Annotated in this window: 17 protein-coding genes and 1 pseudogene; 8 read left to right on the forward strand and 10 right to left on the reverse strand. The window is 63.4% G+C overall.

The genetic code is table 11. The features are described from left to right. Positions 1–3: 3 nt before the first annotated feature. Together AAEQ75_RS12600 and AAEQ75_RS12605 are read right to left on the reverse strand one after the other, a co-directional pair. Positions 4–603 (reverse strand): PepSY-associated TM helix domain-containing protein, encoded by a 600-nt coding sequence (locus AAEQ75_RS12600; protein WP_343349143.1) that lies wholly within the window; start codon positions 601–603, stop codon positions 4–6. A 144-nt stretch (positions 604–747) separates the two neighbouring features. Continuing rightward, on the reverse strand, positions 748–2,973 hold the full coding sequence (locus AAEQ75_RS12605; protein WP_343349144.1) for a TonB-dependent receptor domain-containing protein: 2,226 nt from the start codon (positions 2,971–2,973) through the stop codon (positions 748–750). A gap of 228 nt (positions 2,974–3,201) precedes the next feature. On the opposite strand from AAEQ75_RS12605, the pseudogene AAEQ75_RS12615 reads away from it, so the two are divergent. Then, positions 3,202–3,937, forward strand: a pseudogene (locus tag AAEQ75_RS12615) (5-oxoprolinase subunit PxpA). Between the two features lie 4 nt (positions 3,938–3,941). Here the strand turns inward: AAEQ75_RS12615 and AAEQ75_RS12620 are convergent. Beyond that, positions 3,942–4,232 carry a DUF2218 domain-containing protein gene (locus AAEQ75_RS12620; protein ID WP_343349146.1) on the reverse strand — a complete coding sequence of 97 codons (291 nt, stop codon included), beginning with the start codon at positions 4,230–4,232 and terminating at the stop codon, positions 3,942–3,944. A gap of 55 nt (positions 4,233–4,287) precedes the next feature. Next, complete coding sequence (locus tag AAEQ75_RS12625; protein ID WP_343349147.1) at positions 4,288–4,929, reverse strand: NAD(P)-dependent oxidoreductase; 642 nt, start codon at positions 4,927–4,929, stop codon at positions 4,288–4,290. Between the two features lie 100 nt (positions 4,930–5,029). Between AAEQ75_RS12625 and AAEQ75_RS12630 the strand changes: the two genes are divergently transcribed. Both AAEQ75_RS12630 and AAEQ75_RS12635 read left to right on the forward strand, forming a co-directional pair. After that, positions 5,030–5,917 (forward strand): LysR family transcriptional regulator, encoded by an 888-nt coding sequence (locus AAEQ75_RS12630; RefSeq protein ID WP_343349148.1) that lies wholly within the window; start codon positions 5,030–5,032, stop codon positions 5,915–5,917. Positions 5,918–6,005: 88 nt separating this feature from the next. Further along, complete coding sequence (locus AAEQ75_RS12635; protein WP_074857790.1) at positions 6,006–6,893, forward strand: PA4780 family RIO1-like protein kinase; 888 nt, start codon at positions 6,006–6,008, stop codon at positions 6,891–6,893. A gap of 152 nt (positions 6,894–7,045) precedes the next feature. On the opposite strand, the gene cueR is transcribed toward AAEQ75_RS12635, so the two are convergent. The 3 genes from cueR to AAEQ75_RS12650 all read right to left on the reverse strand — a co-directional run bounded on the left by cueR (position 7,046) and on the right by AAEQ75_RS12650 (position 10,300). Beyond that, positions 7,046–7,477: a Cu(I)-responsive transcriptional regulator gene (gene cueR / locus AAEQ75_RS12640; RefSeq protein WP_179575580.1), complete on the reverse strand. Its 432-nt coding sequence runs from the start codon at positions 7,475–7,477 to the stop codon at positions 7,046–7,048. Further along, a complete protein-coding gene (locus AAEQ75_RS12645) occupies positions 7,474–9,843 on the reverse strand; it encodes a heavy metal translocating P-type ATPase (protein ID WP_343349149.1) in 2,370 nt (789 codons plus the stop codon). Before AAEQ75_RS12645 ends, cueR begins: the two co-directional genes overlap by 4 nt. Before the next feature lie 64 nt (positions 9,844–9,907). Continuing rightward, complete coding sequence (locus tag AAEQ75_RS12650; RefSeq protein WP_343349150.1) at positions 9,908–10,300, reverse strand: hypothetical protein; 393 nt, start codon at positions 10,298–10,300, stop codon at positions 9,908–9,910. A gap of 254 nt (positions 10,301–10,554) precedes the next feature. On the opposite strand from AAEQ75_RS12650, the gene AAEQ75_RS12655 reads away from it, so the two are divergent. Beyond that, positions 10,555–10,752 carry a heavy-metal-associated domain-containing protein gene (locus AAEQ75_RS12655; protein WP_343349151.1) on the forward strand — a complete coding sequence of 66 codons (198 nt, stop codon included), beginning with the start codon at positions 10,555–10,557 and terminating at the stop codon, positions 10,750–10,752. 12 nt (positions 10,753–10,764) lie between these two features. On the opposite strand, the gene AAEQ75_RS12660 is transcribed toward AAEQ75_RS12655, so the two are convergent. Next, positions 10,765–11,385 (reverse strand): TetR family transcriptional regulator, encoded by a 621-nt coding sequence (locus AAEQ75_RS12660; RefSeq protein WP_143506179.1) that lies wholly within the window; start codon positions 11,383–11,385, stop codon positions 10,765–10,767. Between the two features lie 124 nt (positions 11,386–11,509). Between AAEQ75_RS12660 and AAEQ75_RS12665 the strand changes: the two genes are divergently transcribed. The 3 genes from AAEQ75_RS12665 (at position 11,510) to AAEQ75_RS12675 (ending at position 17,064) form a co-directional block, all read left to right on the forward strand. Further along, entirely contained in the window at positions 11,510–12,661 is a 1,152-nt protein-coding gene (locus tag AAEQ75_RS12665; protein WP_099522526.1) for an efflux RND transporter periplasmic adaptor subunit, read from the forward strand. Positions 12,662–12,666: 5 nt separating this feature from the next. Beyond that, positions 12,667–15,804, forward strand: a complete 3,138-nt coding sequence (locus AAEQ75_RS12670; RefSeq protein WP_343349152.1) for an efflux RND transporter permease subunit — start codon at positions 12,667–12,669, stop codon at positions 15,802–15,804. Between the two features lie 90 nt (positions 15,805–15,894). Next, positions 15,895–17,064: a Bcr/CflA family multidrug efflux MFS transporter gene (locus AAEQ75_RS12675; RefSeq protein ID WP_343349153.1), complete on the forward strand. Its 1,170-nt coding sequence runs from the start codon at positions 15,895–15,897 to the stop codon at positions 17,062–17,064. Between the two features lie 9 nt (positions 17,065–17,073). On the opposite strand, the gene ypfJ is transcribed toward AAEQ75_RS12675, so the two are convergent. Next, positions 17,074–17,934, reverse strand: coding sequence for a KPN_02809 family neutral zinc metallopeptidase (gene ypfJ, locus AAEQ75_RS12680; protein ID WP_343349154.1), 861 nt, complete (start codon positions 17,932–17,934; stop codon positions 17,074–17,076). A gap of 52 nt (positions 17,935–17,986) precedes the next feature. Beyond that, positions 17,987–18,421 carry a DUF411 domain-containing protein gene (locus AAEQ75_RS12685; protein ID WP_256835490.1) on the reverse strand — a complete coding sequence of 145 codons (435 nt, stop codon included), beginning with the start codon at positions 18,419–18,421 and terminating at the stop codon, positions 17,987–17,989. A 113-nt stretch (positions 18,422–18,534) separates the two neighbouring features. On the opposite strand from AAEQ75_RS12685, the gene AAEQ75_RS12690 reads away from it, so the two are divergent. Further along, a complete protein-coding gene (locus AAEQ75_RS12690; protein WP_343349155.1) occupies positions 18,535–18,918 on the forward strand; it encodes a DUF4345 domain-containing protein in 384 nt (127 codons plus the stop codon). Positions 18,919–18,937: the final 19 nt, after the last annotated feature.

Genomic DNA, 18,937 nt, shown 5'->3' on the forward strand with positions numbered 1-18,937 from the left:
TCGTCAATGGATGAAAACAAGCGCCAGCAGCAGCGGCAGCAACAGGCCCAGACCAGTGAGTGGCCAGGTCGAGGGGCGGCTACCGGCATGGCGGTGCAGGAGCAACAGGCCGGTGAGGCTGAACATCACGCAGACTGCGGCGAAGATATCGATGAACCAGCTCCAGGCCGTGCCGGTATGGCGGCCCTTGTGCAGGTCGTTGAAGTAGGCGATCCAGCCTCGGTCGGTGGCTTCGTATTCCAGTGCGCCGGAACTCAGATCGAGGCTTAGCCAGGCGTCGCCGCCCGGGCGCGGCAGGGCGATATACAGCTCGCCATCCGACCATTCGGCGCTGCGTCCGTCGAGGCGCACATCCAGGCTCTGCTCCAGCCATTGACGCAAGGCCAGCGGCAAACCCTGATTGGGCGTTTGCTGCAGCAACTGCGCCTGCAATTCGGCGGGCAGTTGCGCCTGCTTCTGTTGTACCTGCGGGCGTGCTTCGATCTGCCCGGCGTGGTTGAGGGTGATGCCGGTGATAGCGAACAGCAGCATGCCAGCCAGGCATAGCGCGGAACTGATCCAGTGCCATTGGCGCAGGGTGCCGAGCCAGGGGAGTCGGGGCATGTGCAGCGTGCTCGAAGGAGGGAGGCGGCGGATTCTAGAGGGGAAATTCTTGCGGGTGGTTCTTATTTACACAGTCTATACGTTCGTTTGCCGATGCCGTTCACCAGAGAAGCCGCCGCTCCGGATGGAGCGGCGGCATTGTGATCAGAAGTCGATCACGGCAGACAGCCAGAGACGGCGGCCTTCTTCCACAGTGCCCGTGGTGGACTGGCCGGTTTGCATGTAGTCGGTGCCGTAGGCCGTGCTATCGACCGCTCCGCTGTTTGCATAGGTGGTATATGCCTTGCCTTTGACGAAGTCCTTGTCCAGCAGGTTGTAGATCGCTGCATTGAGCGTGACGTTTTCCGAGGCTTTGTACGAGCCACCCAGATGGAACAGGGTATAGGCCTTGGTGTTCTTGCCTAGGGTGTCGTAGATCGACTGATTGGTGGAGTAGCTGCCGTTGGCATTGGCCAGGTTTTCGTACTTCGAGGTAAAGCGAGCGCGTTCGCCCCGGTACTCGCTCTTCAGCCAAAGGTTGAGGCGGTCAGTGGTCTGCCAGGCGAGCTTGGCATTGGCCAGATGTTCGGGAGTATTGGTCAGCGGTTGGCCCTTGTTGTCGCCGCTTTTCTGTTCGCTATCGGTATAGGTGTAGTTAGCCGACAGCGTCCAGGCCGGCGCGAAGTTCCAGCTGGCAGCAAGTTCCAGACCCTGGGTTACGGCTTCGTCGATATTGATCTGCTGCGAGCAGGTGCCAGCCGGGAGTCCGCCACTTGCTATGTTGCCGCTGCACAGCGGATCTGCAACCGGATCACCGCTGGCGATCTTGTCCTTGAACTTGTTGTGGAACAGTGTGGCGTTGGCATTGAAGCCGGACAGACTGTCGAAGTAGACGCCAAACTCGCTGCTGGTGGTTGTCTCAGGCTTCAGGTCTGGGTTGCCGATGGTCACGACCCGTCCCTGGCTGGTGACACCGTTTATGCCGCCATGCAGGTCGTTCAGATCCGGAGTCTTGTAGCCACGGCTGATACCACCTTTGAGTGTCCAGCTGTCCGTGGTATTCCATACCAGATAGGCACGCGGGCTGACATGGCCGCCGAAGGCTTCATGGTCGTCATAGCGCGCGCCCAACGTCAGGGCCAGATCATCACGCAAGCGCCATTCATCTTCGGCGAAGACTGCCCAGGTTTTCTGTTCGAAATCATCTAGGGCGATGCCGTCGGTCATTTCGGCTTTCCACCACTGACCGCCGAGGGTGGCAATGTGCGACTCACCTATTGGGGCTACGAGTTTGCTGTCGAAAACCAGGTTGGTTGTCTCCAGATCACGATCATCACCAATTAGCGTGCCTGGGATGCCGGAGCTATTGCCGATAATGTCACCTGGAATGGTACGACCGATGGTTTCGGTGCGATTGTGCATCAGGCTGGAGTCCAGGGTCCCGAAGCCCAGGCGCGCGGTGTGGGTCAGGGCGATCTGCTCGCGTTCGAATCGTAGCTCGTCGGCATAGCCATTGGCGGAGGTAGCGCTGGCAGTACAGTCGCGGTTCTGGCCGTCGAGGCTGCCGAGCTGGCATTCGTCGTTGTTGTACTTCTGGCGGCCGCGTTCAATATCCAGGCCGAAATCGTGATTCTCATGAGGAGTTAGAGTCAGGCGTGCTCCCAGATTGTTGGTACGGCCATCGACTGGAGAGGGGCCACGCTTGCTGACATCTACGCCGTTACCGTAGCTCAGGTCGGACTCCTCACGATTGAACAGGCTGCCCCGTACCTGCAGGCCGAGCAGGTCGTCGATCAGCGGGCCGCTCGCGTAGATGCTGGTGTTACGGGTATCACCGAAGTCGCGATTTTCCTGGTAGGTGTAATCCTGGGTCAAAGAGCCGGACCATTCCTTGCCGACTTTGCGGGTGATGATGTTGATCACCCCGCCCATGGCGTCGGAACCATACAGAGTCGACATCGGCCCGCGAATCACTTCGATACGCTCGATGGCGGACATCGGTGGCATGAAGCTGGTGGACGTCTCACCGAAGCCATTGGGCGTGACGTTACCGGCAGCGTTCTGACGGCGGCCGTCGATCAGGATCAGGGTGTACTGGCTGGGCATGCCGCGGATGCTGATATTCAGGCCGCCGGTCTTACCGGTGCCCTGGCCAATGTCGATACCTTCCACATCGCCTAGTGCCTGGGCCAGGTTGTTGTAGCGCTTCTGCTGCAACTCCTCGCGGCTGATCACGCTGATGCTGGCGGGGGCTTCGGTGATCTTCTGCTCGAAGCCGGAGGCGCTGACGACCACGTCGCCTAGGGCGATGGGCTCGTTGGCCTGGGCGCCGAAGCTGGCGGCCAAGGCAATGGCGCTGGCTAAGGCGGTACGGGAATTAAGGGCGGACATCGATCGACTCCTGGCAGTAAGAGGGTGCAGTCGTAATGCGTGCAAACGGTCGGGATGATAGTGATTTGCATATAAGGTTCAATTGCGGATGATATCGATGGGCATGGCATCCGGCTGGAGAGGCCGTGGCGATTGGCCTGCAGGCAGATGTAAATTTTGTAAATACGATTAATTCTCGAGTTTTGAGTGCGCTTTGCGCTGGCTTTCCTGGCGTTCTAAGCTGCCGGCATGAACCCTATTCTCCTGAACTGCGACATGGGCGAGGGCTTCGGCGCCTGGCGTATGGGCGATGATGAACTGGCCATGCCGCTGATCGATCAGGCCAACCTGGCGTGCGGCTTCCATGCAGGCGATCCGCTGATCATGGCGCGCTGTGTCGAGCTGGCCGTGGCGCATGACGTGAGTATTGGTGCGTATCCTTCCTATCCGGACCTGCAAGGCTTTGGTCGGCGTCACCTGCAGTGCTAGCCGGAGGAGGTCTGCGCACTGGTGCTGTATCAGGTGGGGGGGCACTGGATGCCTTTTGCCGAGCGCGCGGTTGCCAGCTGGCCTATGTCAAACCGCATGGCGCGCTGTACAACGATCTGGTGCGTTGCTGATGGCGGTGCTGGATGCCTGTGTCAGCTATCGCAAGGGCCTGCCGCTGATGGTGTTGGCGCTGGCTGACAATGACCGGGAGCTGCGTCTGGCTGACGAGGCCGATGTGCCGCTGATGTTCGAGGCGTTCGCCGACCGCGCCTACCTGTCAGATGGGCAGCTGGCACCACGCCGCCTCAGCGGCGCGGTGCACCATGATCCCGAGCGAATCCTTGGCCAGGCGCTGGCTATTGCCAGCGGCGAGCCGTTTGCCGATATCGATGGCAAGCCGCTGCGGTTGCGGGCCGACAGCCTCTGCGTGCATGGCGACAACCCCGAGTCCCTGGCGGTGTTGCGCCGTTTGCGCGCTCGGCTGGATGCGCTTTGAGGGATCAGATGGGCTGCCAGTCCAGGGTCAATTCTTCCTGCCAGGCAAAACGTTCGAAGTGACTGCCGACGACGCCTTCCAGGCGTTGCAGGTCTTCGCTGCTGGCGCTTTCCACCTGTAGGCGCAGGCCCTGGTTTTCCGCTTTCAGGGTCGCCAGGCCAGCGCCGAACTCGATGCGCCCCTGTTGTTCATCGAAGCTGACCGGGATCTTGTGTGCGAAGTGCTTGCACAGCCGGCTGATATAGCGTGCCGGGGTGTCGGTTGCGACGAAGGCACTGCTGCTGAATGGAGTCATGGACATTCCTCTGGGTTATTGGCGTTCGGAGCGGCCGCCCGCGTGAGCGCTCGGTTCAGTACGCCACGGTGAAACGCTGGCGGATATGCTGCGGTCGCTCGGTTTCATCGATCAGCGCCACGGCGAGGTCGGCAACCGAAATGCTGCCCGGCTCATCGCCATTCATCAGCAACTCGTCGCGGGCCAGACGAAATTTGCCTGTGCGCGGCCCCGGAACGAGCAGGGCGGCGGGCGAGAGAAAGGTCCACTCCAGCTGTGCTTCCTCGTGCAGCATATTCAGCGCCTGGCGTGCGCCCTCGGCGCCTTCCTTGTACTCGGCAGGAAAGTCCGGGGTGTCGATCAATTGCACGCCAGGGGCGACATAAAGGCTGCCCGCACCGCCGACAACCAGCAGGCGTTTGATGCCAGCCTGCTTGCTCGCCGCGATGATCGAGCGGCTGCCGGCTATGAACTGTTCACGAATCTCTGTCACGCCCCAGCCCGGGTTGAAGGCGCTGATCACCGCGTCATGTCCACGCAACTGCTCGGCCAGCGCTGTGCTGTCGTGAACGTCCGCCTCAATGGCGCTCAGCTGCGGATGTGCGCTCAGCTTTTGCGGGTGGCGTACCAGAGCGGTGATCTGATGGCCGCGGTTCAATGCTTCTTGCAGCAGCGGTGCGCCCACATAACCAGTGGCGCCGATCAGAGCGATCTTCATGAAGTAATCCTTGGTAGGTGATGGTTGATACATGATCGCCGCTGGATAAAGCCTGGAAAAAGTGGCCTGATGTACTTGGATAGTTAAGCGAGGCTTCATAATGGAGCAGCTCAAACGCATGGCGTTGTTCGCCACGGTGGTGCAAAAGGGCTCGATGGTGGCAGCTGCCCAAGTCATGGGCATGACGGCTTCGGCGGTCAGTCAGCAGATGCGCCGGCTGGAGGAGGCCACTGGCGTCACGCTGCTGCACCGCACCACACGCAAGCTGACCCTGACCGAGGCCGGCGCGCAGTTCTATGAAAGCTGCCGGCAGATAGTCGAACTGGCCGAGCGAGCCGAGCAGCGCCTGGCCGAGCAGCGTGATGCGCCGGTGGGCGAGTTGCGTGTCGCCGCGCCGGTCGGGTTTTCCGGGCCGTTGCTGAGCGAAGCGCTGGCGCCGTTGCTCAGTGCCCATCCGGGGTTGAGCCTGAGCCTGTTCTTTCACGATGAACAGATCGACCTGATCGAATCACGTATCGACCTGGCCATCCGTGTCGGCCGCCAGGAGGACTCCAGTCTGGTGGCTCGTTACGTGACCGACTGGCGCATGATCCTGTGCGCAGCTCCAGCCTACCTGGCCCGCGTTGGTTTACCCGTCGAACCGTCGCAGTTGCTCAAGCTCGACTGGATCAGTCTGCATCTGGAGCGTAGCCAGCACCTGACCTTGCATGGCCCCGGTGGAGCACAGCAGCGCCTGCGGCTGGAGACGCGCATCAGCTGCAACAACATCCTGGCCGCGCGCCAGTTCACCCTCGCGGGTATGGGCATGTCGTTGCAGCCTGAGCCGGAAATCCGTGAACTACTGGCTCGCGGCGAGCTGTTGCCGCTGCTGCCGGATTGGAAACTGGAACCCATCGGCCTGCATATCGTCACCCCTCGACGCGACGCTCAGCCGGCCAAAGTGCGCTACGCCATCGAGGCGCTCAGGCGTCATCTGGTCAGTGCCTGAACAGTGGGAGTCGGCATCTGCCCCGCGCTGTGAGAGGATGGCCCCTGAAAGTCCGCCTCTGGCCAAAAAGGACCCGTGATCCACACCGATGAAGACGCCCAAACGTATTGAACCCCTGGTCGAAGACGGCCTGGTGGACGAGGTGCTGCGACCGCTCATGAGCGGCAAGGAAGCAGCGGTTTATGTGGTGCGCTGCGGCGACGAGCTGCGCTGCGCCAAGGTCTACAAGGAAGCCAACAAACGTAGCTTTCGCCAGGCTTCCGAGTATCAGGAAGGCCGCAAGGTGCGTGGCAGCCGTCAGGCGCGGGCCATGGCCAAGGGCAGCAAATATGGTCGTAAGGAGCAGGAAAGCGCATGGCAGAACGCCGAAGTCGCCGCGTTGTTCCGTTTGGCCAATGCCGGCGTGAGGGTGCCCAAGCCTTACGATTTTCTCGACGGCGTACTGCTGATGGAACTGGTGGGCGACGGCGAGGGCGACGTGGCACCACGGCTCAATGACGTCGACCTGCACCCGGATGATGCGCGTGAATTTCACGCCTTCATGATCCAGGAGATCGTCAAGATGCTCTGCGCCGGCCTGGTGCACGGCGACTTGTCGGAATTCAACGTGCTGCTCGGCCCTGAGGGCCCGGTGATCATCGATCTGCCGCAGGCCGTGGACGCCGCCGCCAACAACCACGCCTTCAGCATGCTCGAGCGCGACGTGCGCAACATGGCTGAGTACTTCGGCCAGTTCGCTCCCGAGCTGAGATACACCAAGTACGCCAAGGAAATGTGGGCGCTCTACGAGGCCGGCAAACTGCTGCCCGATACGCAGCTGACCGGCGAATTCGCCGAGCCCGAGGACGCTGCCGATATCGACGCGGTGATGCGCGAGATCAAGGCCGCCCTGGCCGAGGAAGCGAAGAAGCAGGCCCTGCTCAACGCCGAAGACGAACCCAAGGACGCCGAACCGATACCGCCCTGGATGCGCTGATAAAGCTTTTGCCGGGCTCTGCTCCGTAGGGTGCGCCGTGCGCACATCCTCACGCTGCGCCCGGTGCCATGGGAGGGGCTTTAGAACCGGCAGCGCCACTGACGTAGGGCGGGTGCAACCCGCCGTTGTCGGTCTGGCGGGTTTCACCCGCCCTACGGCTGACGGTGCGACGAACATCCCGCCGCGCCGCAACTCACTCCTTCCTCCAGCCCCTGCAGAATCGGACAATCCGGCCGGCTATCGCCCTGGCAACTGTTTGCCAGATCCACCAGCGTATCGCGCAAGGCGCTCATCTCGGCAATCTTGCGTTCCAGTTCGGCGATATGGCCCTCGGCCAATGCCTTCACATCGGCACTGGCGCGCTGCTTGTCCTGCCAAAGGGCCAGCAGCTTGCCCACCTCCTCCAGCGAAAACCCCAGATCCCGTGCCCGCTTGATGAATGCCAGGCGGTGCAGGTCGCTGCTGCTGTACTGCCGATAGCCGCTCTCCGAGCGCCCGGCATGGGGCAGCAGGTCGATGGACTCGTAGTAGCGAATCATCTTTGCACTGAGGCCGGTGTGCTTGGCGGCTTGGCCGATGTTCATGCTCGCGGTCTCCAGCGATTGAGCAGCAACGCGTTGCTCACCACGCTGACGCTGGACAGGGCCATGGCGGCGCCAGCGAACATCGGGTTGAGCAGGCCGGCGGCGGCCAGCGGGATGCCGATCAGGTTGTAGATGAAGGCCCAGAAGAGGTTCTGGCGGATCTTGGCGTAGGTGCGCCGGCTGATTTCCAGCGCGGCCGGCACCAGACGCGGGTCGCCGCGCATCAGGGTGATGCCCGCGGCATGCATGGCTGCATCGGTGCCGCCGCCCATGGCGATACCGACATCTGCCGCGGCCAGCGCCGGTGCGTCGTTGATGCCGTCACCGACCATCGCCACGGTGCCGTGTTGGCGCAGTTCGCCGATCAGCCGCGCCTTGTCCGCCGGCAGCACCTGGGCATGAGGTTGGTCGATGCCCAGCACGCTGGCCACAGCAGCGACACTGCCCTGGTTATCGCCGCTGATCAGGTGACTGGTGATGCCCTGTTCGCGCAGTTCGGCGATGGCGTCGGCCGCACCTTCCTTGAGTTGATCACCGAAGGCCAGCAGGCCAAGCAGGCGTGGCGTGCTGCCGGTTTCGATCAGCCAGGACAGCGTGCGGCCCTCGGCCTCCCAGGTGCGGGCGGATTCGGCCAGTGCTCCAGCCTGCAAATGGTTCTCCTCCAGCAGGCGGCTGCTGCCCAGTTGCAGGCTGCGGCCCTCGACACTGCCAGCGATTCCACGACCGGTCAGCGCGCGGCTGTCGCTGAGTGCTGGCAGGGCGATGTGCTGTTCGGCGCAGCGCTGCAAGACGGCCTTGGCCAGCGGATGTTCGCTGCCCTGTTGCAGGCTACCGGCCAGGCGCAGCAGTTCGGCTTCATTGGCTTCGCCCAGGCCGATATGGACGATGCGTGGCTTGCCTTCGGTGAGGGTGCCGGTCTTGTCGAAGGCGATGTGCTGCACGGCATGCGCCACCTCCAGCGCTTCGGCGTCCTTGATCAGGATGCCGTGGCGCGCGGCGACGCCGGTGCCGGCCATGATCGCGGCCGGCGTGGCCAGGCCCAGCGCGCAGGGACAGGCGATCACCAGCACGGCGACGGCATTGAGCAGGGCGCTTTCCAGTGGCGCGCCGAATGCCAGCCAGCCGAGCAGCGTGGCCAGGGCGATCAGCAGCACGGTTGGGACGAAGATCTGACTGACCTTGTCCACCAGCTTCTGGATCGGCGCCTTCGCTGCCTGGGCGTCTTCTACCAGACGGATTATCCGCGACAGCACGGTCTCTGCACCCAGGGCGGTGGTCTCCACCAGCAGGCGGCCATCGCCGTTGATGGCGCCAGCGGTGACCTTGTCGCCCGGCTGCTTGGCCACCGGCAGGCTTTCACCGCTGATCAGCGCCTCGTCCGCATGGCTGTGGCCCTCCAGGACCTGGCCGTCGACCGGGAAGCGCTCGCCCGGCTTGACCAGGATATGGTCGCCCAGCGCCAGTGCATCAATGCTGACGCGTTCCTCGTGGCCATCCACAAGGCGCACCGCGTGCTCCGGGCGCAGTGCCTGCAACGCGCGAATGGCGCTGGCGGTCTGGCGTTTGGCACGGCTCTCAAGGTACTTACCGAGCAGGATCAGGCTGATGATCACTGCCGAGGCTTCGAAGTACAGGTGCGGCATTTGCCCGGCCGGCGTCACGGCCCATTGATACAGGCTCAGGCCATAGCCGGCGCTGGTGCCGATCGCCACCAGTTGGTCCATGTTGCCGGCGCGAGCCTTCAGCGCCTGCCAGGCCGCGCGATAGAAGCGCGCGCCGAAGATGAACTGCACCGGCGTGGCCAGCAGGAACTGCACCCAGGCTGGCAGCATCCAGTGCAGGCCGAACGGCTCGACGAGCATCGGCAGCACCAGCGGCAGAGTCAGGACGATGGCTGCCAGCAAGGTCAGACGTTCACGGCGTAGTCGGTGCTGGGCATCATCCGTCGTGGCGTGATCATCGAGCAGGGTGGCTTTGTAACCGGCGGCAGCTACCGCCTTCAGCGCCTGTTGCGGGTCGAAACCAGCGAGCACCTGCAGGCGCGCCTTCTCATCGGCAAGATTGGCGGCGACCTGGCTGACACCCGGCAGCTTGTTCAGGGCGCGCTCGATACGACCGACGCAGCTGGCGCAGGTCATGCCCTCGATGTCCAACTCCAGTGGCTGGCTGGGCACACTGTAACCGGCGCCCTCGATGGCGGTGATCAGTTGCGGCAGGCTGCCGGCCGGCGCGTCGATACGCGCCTGCTCATTGGCCAGGTTGACGCTGGCGCTGCTCACCTCCGGCAATTTGCGTAACGCGCGCTCGACACGGCCGGCGCAACTGGCGCAGGTCATGCCTCGGATCGGCAGGTCGAAAGTGGTCATGGTTCGGCTCCCTGTAGCTTTATGGCTACAGGATCAACCTTGACCCCATGGCAAGGTCAAGCCTTCAGTTCAGTGTTGGCGCGGCATGCAGTCGCAGGCCATCGCTGCCCATGGCGATGCGGTAGCGGCGCACCTCGCCCGATTGCAGTTCCAGCGACTGACCGGCGAGCTGGTTGATACCGTCCTGACATGAACCGGTGCCGGTCAGGCCGAGGCGCAGCGAGACCTTGCCTGGCGGCAGGTTGAAGGACACCGACTGGCCCTGGTGCAAGCGTGCGGCCATCTGGTCATGCAGGTACAGCGCAACCTCGCAGGTGGTGGCCACTTCCAGGCGTTCGCGCGAGACGATCAGCACCGCATAACCTTCGCCCTGGCTGGTCGAGGGCAGCGGGGCCAGCGGTTCGGCCTGGGCCGGAGGCGTCAGCAGCAGGGCAAGGGCGGAGCAGAGCAGGCGCATGGTGATGACCCTCGTACGGGAACGCGGCAAATGACATGACGCAAGGGCTTGACCTTGCCATTGTGGCAAGGTCGAGACTACTCCCATCGACCAGCAGGCCGTTGAAAACGTAGGCGAGGTAGCCAATGCAAGGCAAAAATAGGCGAAAAAGCGGAGTTTACGAGCCGTAAATGAGCATTTTGAGCCTGTTTTTAACGCTGCAGTGGCAACGTAGGTAGTTTTCAATAGCCTGCTATAGGTTCAAGGAGTCAGTCATGCAACAGTTCAAAGTTAGCGGAATGTCCTGCGGTCATTGCGTGCGCGTCGTCACCCAGGCAATCCAGGCGCTGGACCAGGCGGCCAGCGTCGAAGTCGATCTGGCCGCTGGGCTGGTACGAGTGCAGGGCAATCTGGACGCTGCGCAGATCCAGGCCGCCATCCGTGAAGAAGGTTACGAGGTTGCGCCCGCCTAGAACTCGGATCGGCTATGGCCACTGCCGCAGCAGGCCGCGAAAGCAGCTGTCGATCATCGCTGGCGTGTCGGTCTGGGCGTCGAACAGATTGGGATCGCGCAGCCAATCGCTGAACAGGCCGACGATTAGCGCGTGCAGCGTGCGCGAGGCCAGGCGTGGGGTGATGCCGGGGTGCAGGTGCGGTTGCACCTCTGGCAGGGCGAACTGTTGTTCGCACAGGGCGATGAACTGATTGACGAAGGCTTCGTGGCGCTCTTCGGCTTCGCGTAAATCCTCGGTGAACTCGCAGCGGCGCAGCAGCACGGTGAGGATGCGCCGGCGTTGCTCATCCAGCACCAGATTGGCCATGGCTTCTATGCACAGGTCGCGCAGTAACTGCAGCGACGCCAGGCCGTCGACTGCGGCCAACTGTTCGGCCAGTGGCTCCAATGGCAGGCGTACCTGATTGAGCATTTCGTGGAACAGGTGCGCCTTGTTCTGGAAATGCCAATAAACCGCGCCGCGCGTGACCCCAGCATGCCGGGCGATATGCTCGAGGCTGGTATGGGCGACCCCGCGCTCGAGGAACAACTGTTCCGCAGCGGCGAGGATGGCGCAGCGGGTTTTCTCCGCATCTTCTTTGGTTCTACGCATGGCGATCCGGTTAATTGGAACTAGGCTCAGATTGTGCCGAGTTTACCGATTTTGCCCCGCCTGCTGGTGGCGGGCTTGGTTGTCCTGCTTCTGCCCTGTGTCTAGCCAAGGAGAGGAATGCCTCATGCCCTTCGTTCGTCTGGTCGGAGTCTGTCTGCCCTTCAGCCTGGTCCTGCTGGCCGCGAGCGTCGAGGCCGCCGAGGCGCCACCGACGGCGGTGACGGTCGAGCAGGTCAAGGCCGGCGAACTACCTATCGTGCTGGAGTATCCGGCGCGAACCGCTGGTTACCGCGAAGTGCAGGTTCGAGCCCAGGTCGGCGGCATTCTGCAGGAGCGCACCTACCAGGAGGGTAGTCGGGTGCAGAAGGATCAGGTGCTGTTTCGCATCGATTCGCGCCCCTACGAGGCGGCTCTGGCCCGTGCCAAGGGCGCGCTGGCGCAGGAGCAGGCGCGTTTCCGGCAGACCGATCGTGACCTCAAACGCATCCGCGAATTGCAGAAGAAGGGCTTCGCCAGCGAGAGTGAACTGGACAACGCCATCTCCAACTTCGAACAGAGCAAGGCCAATATCGAGGCGGCCCAGGCCGAGGTGCAGTCGCGCCAGATTGACCTCGACTACACCACGGTCAAGGCGCCGATCACCGGCATCACCAGCAAGGAAAGCGTTTCCGAAGGCAGCCTGATCGTCGCCGGTGATCCCAGTGCCAGCCTGCTGACGCAGATCACCCAGCTCGACCCGATCTTCGTCAACTTCGCTTACCCGGATGCCGAGGCCGAGCGTCTGCGCCGTGAAGTGTCCGAAGGCAGCCTGGCGCTGCCGGCCAGCGGCAAACTCAGCGTGGAAGTGCATTTTGGTGATGGCTCGGCCTATCCGACAGCGGGCGAAGTGGACTTCACCGACAGCCTGATCGATCGCGGTACCGGCACCGTCAGCGCCCGTGGCGTGGTGCCGAACCCCGATCAGAAGCTGTTGCCCGGGCAGTTCGTGCGTGTGCAGGTCAAGGGGCTGACCCGTCCCAACGCCATCACCGTACCGGAGCGCGCCGTCGCTCAGGGCCCGCGCGGGACCTTCGTCTACGTAGTGGACGAGCAAGGCCTCGCGCGCATGCGTCAGGTCACCACCGGTGATACGGCCAGCGGGCGCTGGGTGATTCTGGCTGGCGTCAGCGATGGTGAACGGGTGATCGTCGACGGCCTGGCCAAGGTGCGACCGGACAGCCCGGTCAAAGTCGAGGAGGCGAAGGCAGCCACGCCAGCCAGCCCGGCGCAGGAGTAACGGCCATGATCTCGCGCTTTTTCATCGACCGCCCGGTATTTGCCACCGTCATTTCCATCGTCATCGTGCTCGCCGGCTTGGCGGCGATGCGCGCGCTGCCCATTGCTCAGTACCCGGAAATCCTGCCGCCGCAGGTATCGGTCAGCGCCGCTTACCCCGGTGCTAGCTCGCAGGTCATCGCCGAAACCGTGGCGGCACCGCTGGAGCAGGAGATCAACGGTGTCGAGAACATGATCTACCAGCTGTCCAACTCCTCCAGCAGTGGGGCGATGAGCTTGACGGTGTACTTCGCGGTCGGCACCGACCCGGACCAGGCCACCATCAACGTCAACAACAAGGTGCAAGCAGCGTTGGCCAAGCTGCCGGAAGAAGTGCGCCGCCAGGGTGTGAAGGTGGAGAAGAAGTCTTCCGACATCCTCCAGGTGATCACCCTCTATTCGCCGGATGGTTCGCGCGACCCGATCTTCATCAGCAACTACGCGCTGATCAACGTCATCGACGAACTCAAGCGTCTCAAGGGCGTTGGTGATGCCAGCCAGTTCGGTTCCAAGGACTACTCCATGCGCATCTGGCTGCGCCCGGACAAGCTGGCGCAGTACAACCTGACGCCCACCGACGTGGTCAATGCCATTCGCGAGCAGAACTCGCAGTTCGCCGCCGGTAGCTTCGGCCAGCAGCCGCTGAAGGAGCCACAGGACTTCACCTACACCGTCACCACGCAAGGGCGTTTCACCGACCCGAAGGAGTTCGAGAGCGTCATCCTGCGTACCGACGATACCGGTGCCAGCCTGCTGCTCAAGGATGTGGCGCGGGTCGAGCTGGGCGCCCAGGACTACTCGCTGGTCACTACCCTCAATGGCCAGCAGAACGCCGCTTTCGGCATCTACCTGCAGCCCGGCGCCAACGCCCTGGACACCGCCGAAGCGGTCGAACGCACCATGCAGCGTCTGGCCAAGCGCTTCCCCGAGGGCATCGCCTACAAGATCCCCTACGACACCACCAAGTTCGTTCAGGTCTCGATCACTGAGGTGATCCACACTTTCTTCGAGGCGCTGGTGCTGGTGGTGTTGGTGGTGTTCATCTTCCTGCAGAACTGGCGCGCCACGCTGATTCCGGTGCTGGCGATTCCGGTATCGCTGGTCGGCACCTTTGCCGGCATGTACCTGCTGGGCTTCTCCATCAACCTGCTGACGTTGTTCGGTATGGTGCTGGCCATCGGCATCGTGGTGGACGATGCCATCGTGGTGATCGAGAACGTCGAGCGGGTGATGCGCACGCAGGGGCTGAATGCGCGAGATGCCTCGATCAAGGCGATGGAAGAGGTGACCGGGCCGATTATTGCCATCGTTCTGGTGCTGTGCGCGGTGTTCGTGCCGGTGGGCTTTCTCGGCGGCCTGGCGGGGCAGATGTACAAGCAGTTCGCGATCACCATCGCAGTGTCGGTGGTGATTTCCGGCATCGTCGCCCTGACGCTTTCCCCCGCGCTTTGCGCGCTGTTGCTCAAGCCAGGCCATCACGAACCGGCGGCGCCTTTTCGCGCCTTCAACCGCTTCTTCGACAAGGCCACCGCAGGCTACGGCGCCGGCGTGCGTTTCTTCCTCAAGCGTTCGCTGGTCGGCCTGCTGCTGTTCGGCGGCATGATCGCGCTGATCATGCTGCTGTTCTCACGGGTGCCCGGCTCGCTGGTGCCCGATGAGGATCAGGGCTACGTGATCAACGCCTACTACCTGCCGCCGGCCGCTTCGCTCAATCGCACCGAGGCGCTGAGCGGGGCGGTGAGCCAGCAGTTGATTGAGCATCCGGCAGTGGCGGATGTGGTGACTTTCGCCGGTTTCGACGTGCTCACCTTCGGCGTGCGCAGCAACGCCGGGGTGTCCTTCGTGCCGCTCAAGGACTGGAGTGAGCGCACCACGGACGAGCTCGATGCACGCAATCTGACGCGCGAGTTCATGGGCATGGGCGCTGCGCAGAAGGATGGCCTGGTGTTGTCGTTCAATCCACCACCGATCACCGGCATGAGCACCACCGGTGGCTTCGAGTCCTTCATTCAGGACCGCTCCGGCGGCAGCGTCGAGCAGCTCGGCGAGAAGGTCCAGGCCTTCGTCGCAGCCGCCAGCAAGCGGCCGGAGCTGGCCGGCATTCAGAGCACCTTCAGCGCCAACGTGCCGCAGTACTACATCGACCTGGATCGCACCAAGACGCGGGCGCTGGGCGTCAGCGTCAGCGATGTGTTCACCGCGATGCAGGCGACCTTCGGCAGTTACTACGTCAACGACTTCACGCTCTACGGGCGTACCTGGCAGGTCAGTCTGCAGTCCGAGTCGGAGTTCCGCCGCAAGCCGGAAGACCTCGGCCAGGTCTACGTGCGTTCCAGCAGTGGCGATCTGGTGCCGCTGTCGACCTTGCTGCGGGTGCGGCGCATCCTCGGGCCGGATTCCTACGACCGTTTCAACGTCTATCCCTCGGCCAAGGTGCTTGGTGGCCCGGCGCCAGGCTACAGCTCCGGGCAGGCACTGGCGGCGATGCAGGAAGTGGCCGATGAGGTATTGGGCGAGGACTACAGCCTCGGCTGGATCGGCTCCGCGTATCAAGAGCTGGCGACTCAGGGTTCGGGCACTCAGGCCTTCGTCTTCGGCCTGATTCTGGTGTTCCTGATTCTCGCCGCGCAGTACGAGCGCTGGACGCTGCCGTTGGCAGTGGTCACCGCCGTGCCGTTCGCCGTGTTCGGCGCGATTCTCGCGGTGTGGCTGCGCGGCATTCAGAACGACGTGTACTTCCAGGTCGGTCTGGTTACCCTGATCGGTCTGGCGGCGAAGAACGCTATCCTCATCGTCGAGTTCGCCGTGTTGCTGCGTGCCGAGGGCAAGAGCATCTTTGAATCGGCGCTGGAGGCGGCCAAGCTGCGTTTCCGTCCCATCGTGATGACTTCGCTGGCGTTCATTCTCGGCTGCGTACCGCTGGCCATCAGCTCCGGCGCCGGCTCGGCCAGTCGTCACTCCATCGGCACCGGGGTGATCGGCGGCATGCTCGCGGCAACCCTGCTGGCCACGTTCGTTATCCCGATGTTCTATCTGCTGGTGGAAACGGCAGCGCAACGGGTGAGCCGGCGCGGCAAGGCCAGGGAGGAAGAACAACCGCATTGAGTCATCCGGGCCGTCCCTCGGCGGCCCACGCTTTCGCAAGCTGCCCGGTCGATGAGATGATTAGCCGGCTAATAATTCTCCGGATCATTCATGAACCTGCGAACCCTCCTGATTCTGGGCGCGCTCAGCGCTTTCGGCCCCCTGGCCATCGATTTCTACCTGCCTAGTTTCCCTACCCTGGCGCAGCAGTTCGGCACCGACGTCGAGCATATTCAGCTGTCGCTGGCGGCTTATTTTGTTGGCATCGCCATCGGCCAACTGTTCTACGGGCCGCTGGCGGATCGTTTCGGGCGCCGAATGCCGCTACTGGTCGGGGTGACCCTGTTCACCTTGGCATCGCTGACCTGCGCCCTGGCTCCCAGTCTGGAATGGCTGGTGGCCGCGCGCTTCGTGCAGGCCCTCGGCGGTTGCGCCGGCATGGTCATCACCCGCGCGGTAGTGCGCGATCTGTGCGACCCACTGGCCTCGGCCAAGGTGTTCTCGCAACTGGTGCTGGTGATGGGGCTGGCGCCGATTCTCGCGCCCCTGGGCGGCGGACTACTGCTCAATACCCTGGGCTGGCCGTCGATCTTCCACAGCCTGGCAATCTTTGCCGGGTTGTGCCTGCTGGCCGTGCTGTTGTGGTTGCCGGAGACGCGTCCGCAGCATCTGCCACCGGCCCCGCTGAATGGTGCCTTCGGCCAATACCGCGCGCTGTTGGGCAATGCACCGTTCATGGGTTACAGCCTGGCCGGCGGTGTGGCGATGGCGGGCATGTTCGCCTACATCGCCGGCTCGCCCTTCGTGTTCATCGAGTTGTACGGTGTGCCGCCGGAGCACTATGGCTGGCTGTTCGGCAGCAACGCAGCGGGCTTCGTGATCATGGCGCAGGTCAATGCGCGTCTGGTGCGCAGTGGTGGCCCGGCGCTGTGGCTGCGGCGCATGGTGCTGGTGTACCTGGCCAGTGGCCTGTGTCTGCTGGTGCTGGCGTTGTGGCAACCGGCGCAGCTGTGGCCGCTGATGATTCCGCTGTTCATTTGCGTGGCCAGCCTCGGCTGCGTGTTGCCCAATGCCACGGCTTGCGCCATGGCTGGGCAGGGCCGTCATGCCGGCAGCGCATCCGGGTTGCTGGGCAGCATGCAGTTCAGTGTGGCGGCCAGCGCTTCGGCTTTGGTGGCCTTCCTGCATGATGGTTCGGCCATGCCCATGGCGCTGGTGATCGCCCTGTGCGGCGCTGCCGCCTGCGGCTTTGCCTGGTGGAGCAAGCGCTTCGTGGTGTAAGCCGGCGTGTTACAGGCGCGCCGCCTTGAAGGTTTCGCAACGCCCTGGCTGACCGCTTTCAAAACCGCTGCTGAACCAGCGCACGCGCTGCTCTGAGGTGCCATGGGTGAAGGCGTCCGGCACCACTTGGCCGCGCGCTTGTTTTTGCAGGCGGTCATCGCCGATGGCGCTGGCGGCGTTCAGCGCTTCTTCAAGGTCACCCGCCTCCAGCCAGTCATGCCGGCGTTGCGCGTGATGCGCCCAGACCCCGGCCAGGCAGTCGGCCTGCAGTTCCTGGCGCACCAGCAGGCCGCCATCACCCTCGACGCGTTCGCCACGTTGGCGCGCCGCATTGACCTTGGCCGAGACGCCGAGCAGCGTCTGCACGTGGTGGCCGACCTCATGGGCGATCACGTAGGCCTGGGCGAAGTCGCCGGCAGCGGAGAAACGCTGCTCCATCTCGCGGAAAAACGCCATGTCAAGATACACGCGCTGATCGCCAGGGCAGTAGAAGGGGCCGACCGCCGAACTGGCGAAACCACAGGCGGAATTGACGCCGCCGGAGAACAGTACCAATTGCGGGTCGCGATACTGCTGGCCGGCCTGCTGGAACAGTTCGCGCCAAGTGTCTTCGGTGTCGCCAAGAATGGCGCGGACGAACTCGCTCTGTTGGTCGTTGGCCGGTGGTGCGCTCTGTGTCTGCGCGACCTGAGGCTGGGTAGCCTGGCCGGCGATCTGGCCAAGAATCTGCAGCGGGTCCTGGCCCATCAGCAGGCCGACGATGACGATCACCGCCACGCCACCGAGGCTCAGGCCACCACCGAGGCGCCGGCCGGAGCGGCCGCGCGCATCCACCACGTTGTCACTGCGTCTACCGCGTTGCCAGCGCATGGCTGCACTCCCTGGTTGGTTATCGCAGCAGTGTAGCTGCGTCCGTGCCGGCTCAGTTGGCGGGATAGTCGCTCAGCAGCTGATCGTTGCGTTGGTTATCCAGGCCGATGACCTGATAGGCGTCGACACGACCACCGTACTCCATGCCTGGCGAGCCCATGGGCATGCCGGGTACGGCAGCGCCGATCAGATCGGGACGTTGACGCAGCTTGAGAATGTCGGCCGCCGGCACATGGCCTTCGACGAACTTGCCGTCGATCACGCCGGTGTGACAGGACGCCAGGCGCGGCGGAACGCCAAGTCGCTGTTTGACCGCACTCATGTCGGCCTCGACATGGTCATTGACGGTGAAACCATTGTCCTGCAGATGGCTGATCCACGCCTTGCAGCAGCCACAATTGGCATCGCGGTGCACATCGATGGTCAGGGGCTCGCTGGCGTGAGCCAGGCTGGTGAACAGGCAGAGGGCGAGCAGGGAACGACGCATGGCAAGGCTCCAGATAATCGAGCGCTTAGCATAGCGCCGGCATCACGCCCGCCCAAGCCATTGCGACTATGCGTCGCGACTGGCGACAGTCGATCACTGTCCGGTACTCGCCGATGCTGTTTGCCCGAATCATCTTGCTGATCCAGATCGCTGCCCTGCTCGTGCTGGGGCTGGCCTACTTCATTCGGCCCGAGGAAATGGCCAGCTTCAGCGGCGCGTTGCTGATGGGAAGCGCCGCCGTGACTGAAGTGCGTGCCTATTACGGCGGCCTGCAACTGGGGCTGGCGGCTTACCTGGCGATGGCTCTGCTGCGCCAGGATCTGCTGCGGCCGGCGCTGATTCTGCTGGTGCTGCTGTACAGCGTGCTGGCGTTGGCACGCGCAGCCGGGCTTTGGCTGGACGGTAGTTCGCAGCAGACCTTCAACCTCTACGCATTGCTGCTCGAAGTGGCATCGACCGGGTTGGCCTGGTGGGCGTTGCGCGGTTTGTCTCGCTGAGTCGGGCCAAGGGCGAAAA

Source organism: Pseudomonas sediminis, assembly GCF_039555755.1.
Taxonomy (GTDB): Bacteria; Pseudomonadota; Gammaproteobacteria; order Pseudomonadales; family Pseudomonadaceae; genus Aquipseudomonas; species Aquipseudomonas mendocina_D.

Coding starts and splice junctions, on each gene's coding strand:
- AAEQ75_RS12600 (WP_343349143.1), bottom strand. CDS start 603: ATGCCCCGACTCCCCTGGCTCGGCACCCTGCGCCAATGGCACTGGATC.
- AAEQ75_RS12605 (WP_343349144.1), bottom strand. CDS start 2,973: ATGTCCGCCCTTAATTCCCGTACCGCCTTAGCCAGCGCCATTGCCTTG.
- AAEQ75_RS12620 (WP_343349146.1), bottom strand. CDS start 4,232: ATGACTCCATTCAGCAGCAGTGCCTTCGTCGCAACCGACACCCCGGCA.
- AAEQ75_RS12625 (WP_343349147.1), bottom strand. CDS start 4,929: ATGAAGATCGCTCTGATCGGCGCCACTGGTTATGTGGGCGCACCGCTG.
- AAEQ75_RS12630 (WP_343349148.1), top strand. CDS start 5,030: ATGGAGCAGCTCAAACGCATGGCGTTGTTCGCCACGGTGGTGCAAAAG.
- AAEQ75_RS12635 (WP_074857790.1), top strand. CDS start 6,006: ATGAAGACGCCCAAACGTATTGAACCCCTGGTCGAAGACGGCCTGGTG.
- cueR (WP_179575580.1), bottom strand. CDS start 7,477: ATGAACATCGGCCAAGCCGCCAAGCACACCGGCCTCAGTGCAAAGATG.
- AAEQ75_RS12645 (WP_343349149.1), bottom strand. CDS start 9,843: ATGACCACTTTCGACCTGCCGATCCGAGGCATGACCTGCGCCAGTTGC.
- AAEQ75_RS12650 (WP_343349150.1), bottom strand. CDS start 10,300: ATGCGCCTGCTCTGCTCCGCCCTTGCCCTGCTGCTGACGCCTCCGGCC.
- AAEQ75_RS12655 (WP_343349151.1), top strand. CDS start 10,555: ATGCAACAGTTCAAAGTTAGCGGAATGTCCTGCGGTCATTGCGTGCGC.
- AAEQ75_RS12660 (WP_143506179.1), bottom strand. CDS start 11,385: ATGCGTAGAACCAAAGAAGATGCGGAGAAAACCCGCTGCGCCATCCTC.
- AAEQ75_RS12665 (WP_099522526.1), top strand. CDS start 11,510: ATGCCCTTCGTTCGTCTGGTCGGAGTCTGTCTGCCCTTCAGCCTGGTC.
- AAEQ75_RS12670 (WP_343349152.1), top strand. CDS start 12,667: ATGATCTCGCGCTTTTTCATCGACCGCCCGGTATTTGCCACCGTCATT.
- AAEQ75_RS12675 (WP_343349153.1), top strand. CDS start 15,895: ATGAACCTGCGAACCCTCCTGATTCTGGGCGCGCTCAGCGCTTTCGGC.
- ypfJ (WP_343349154.1), bottom strand. CDS start 17,934: ATGCGCTGGCAACGCGGTAGACGCAGTGACAACGTGGTGGATGCGCGC.
- AAEQ75_RS12685 (WP_256835490.1), bottom strand. CDS start 18,421: ATGCGTCGTTCCCTGCTCGCCCTCTGCCTGTTCACCAGCCTGGCTCAC.
- AAEQ75_RS12690 (WP_343349155.1), top strand. CDS start 18,535: ATGCTGTTTGCCCGAATCATCTTGCTGATCCAGATCGCTGCCCTGCTC.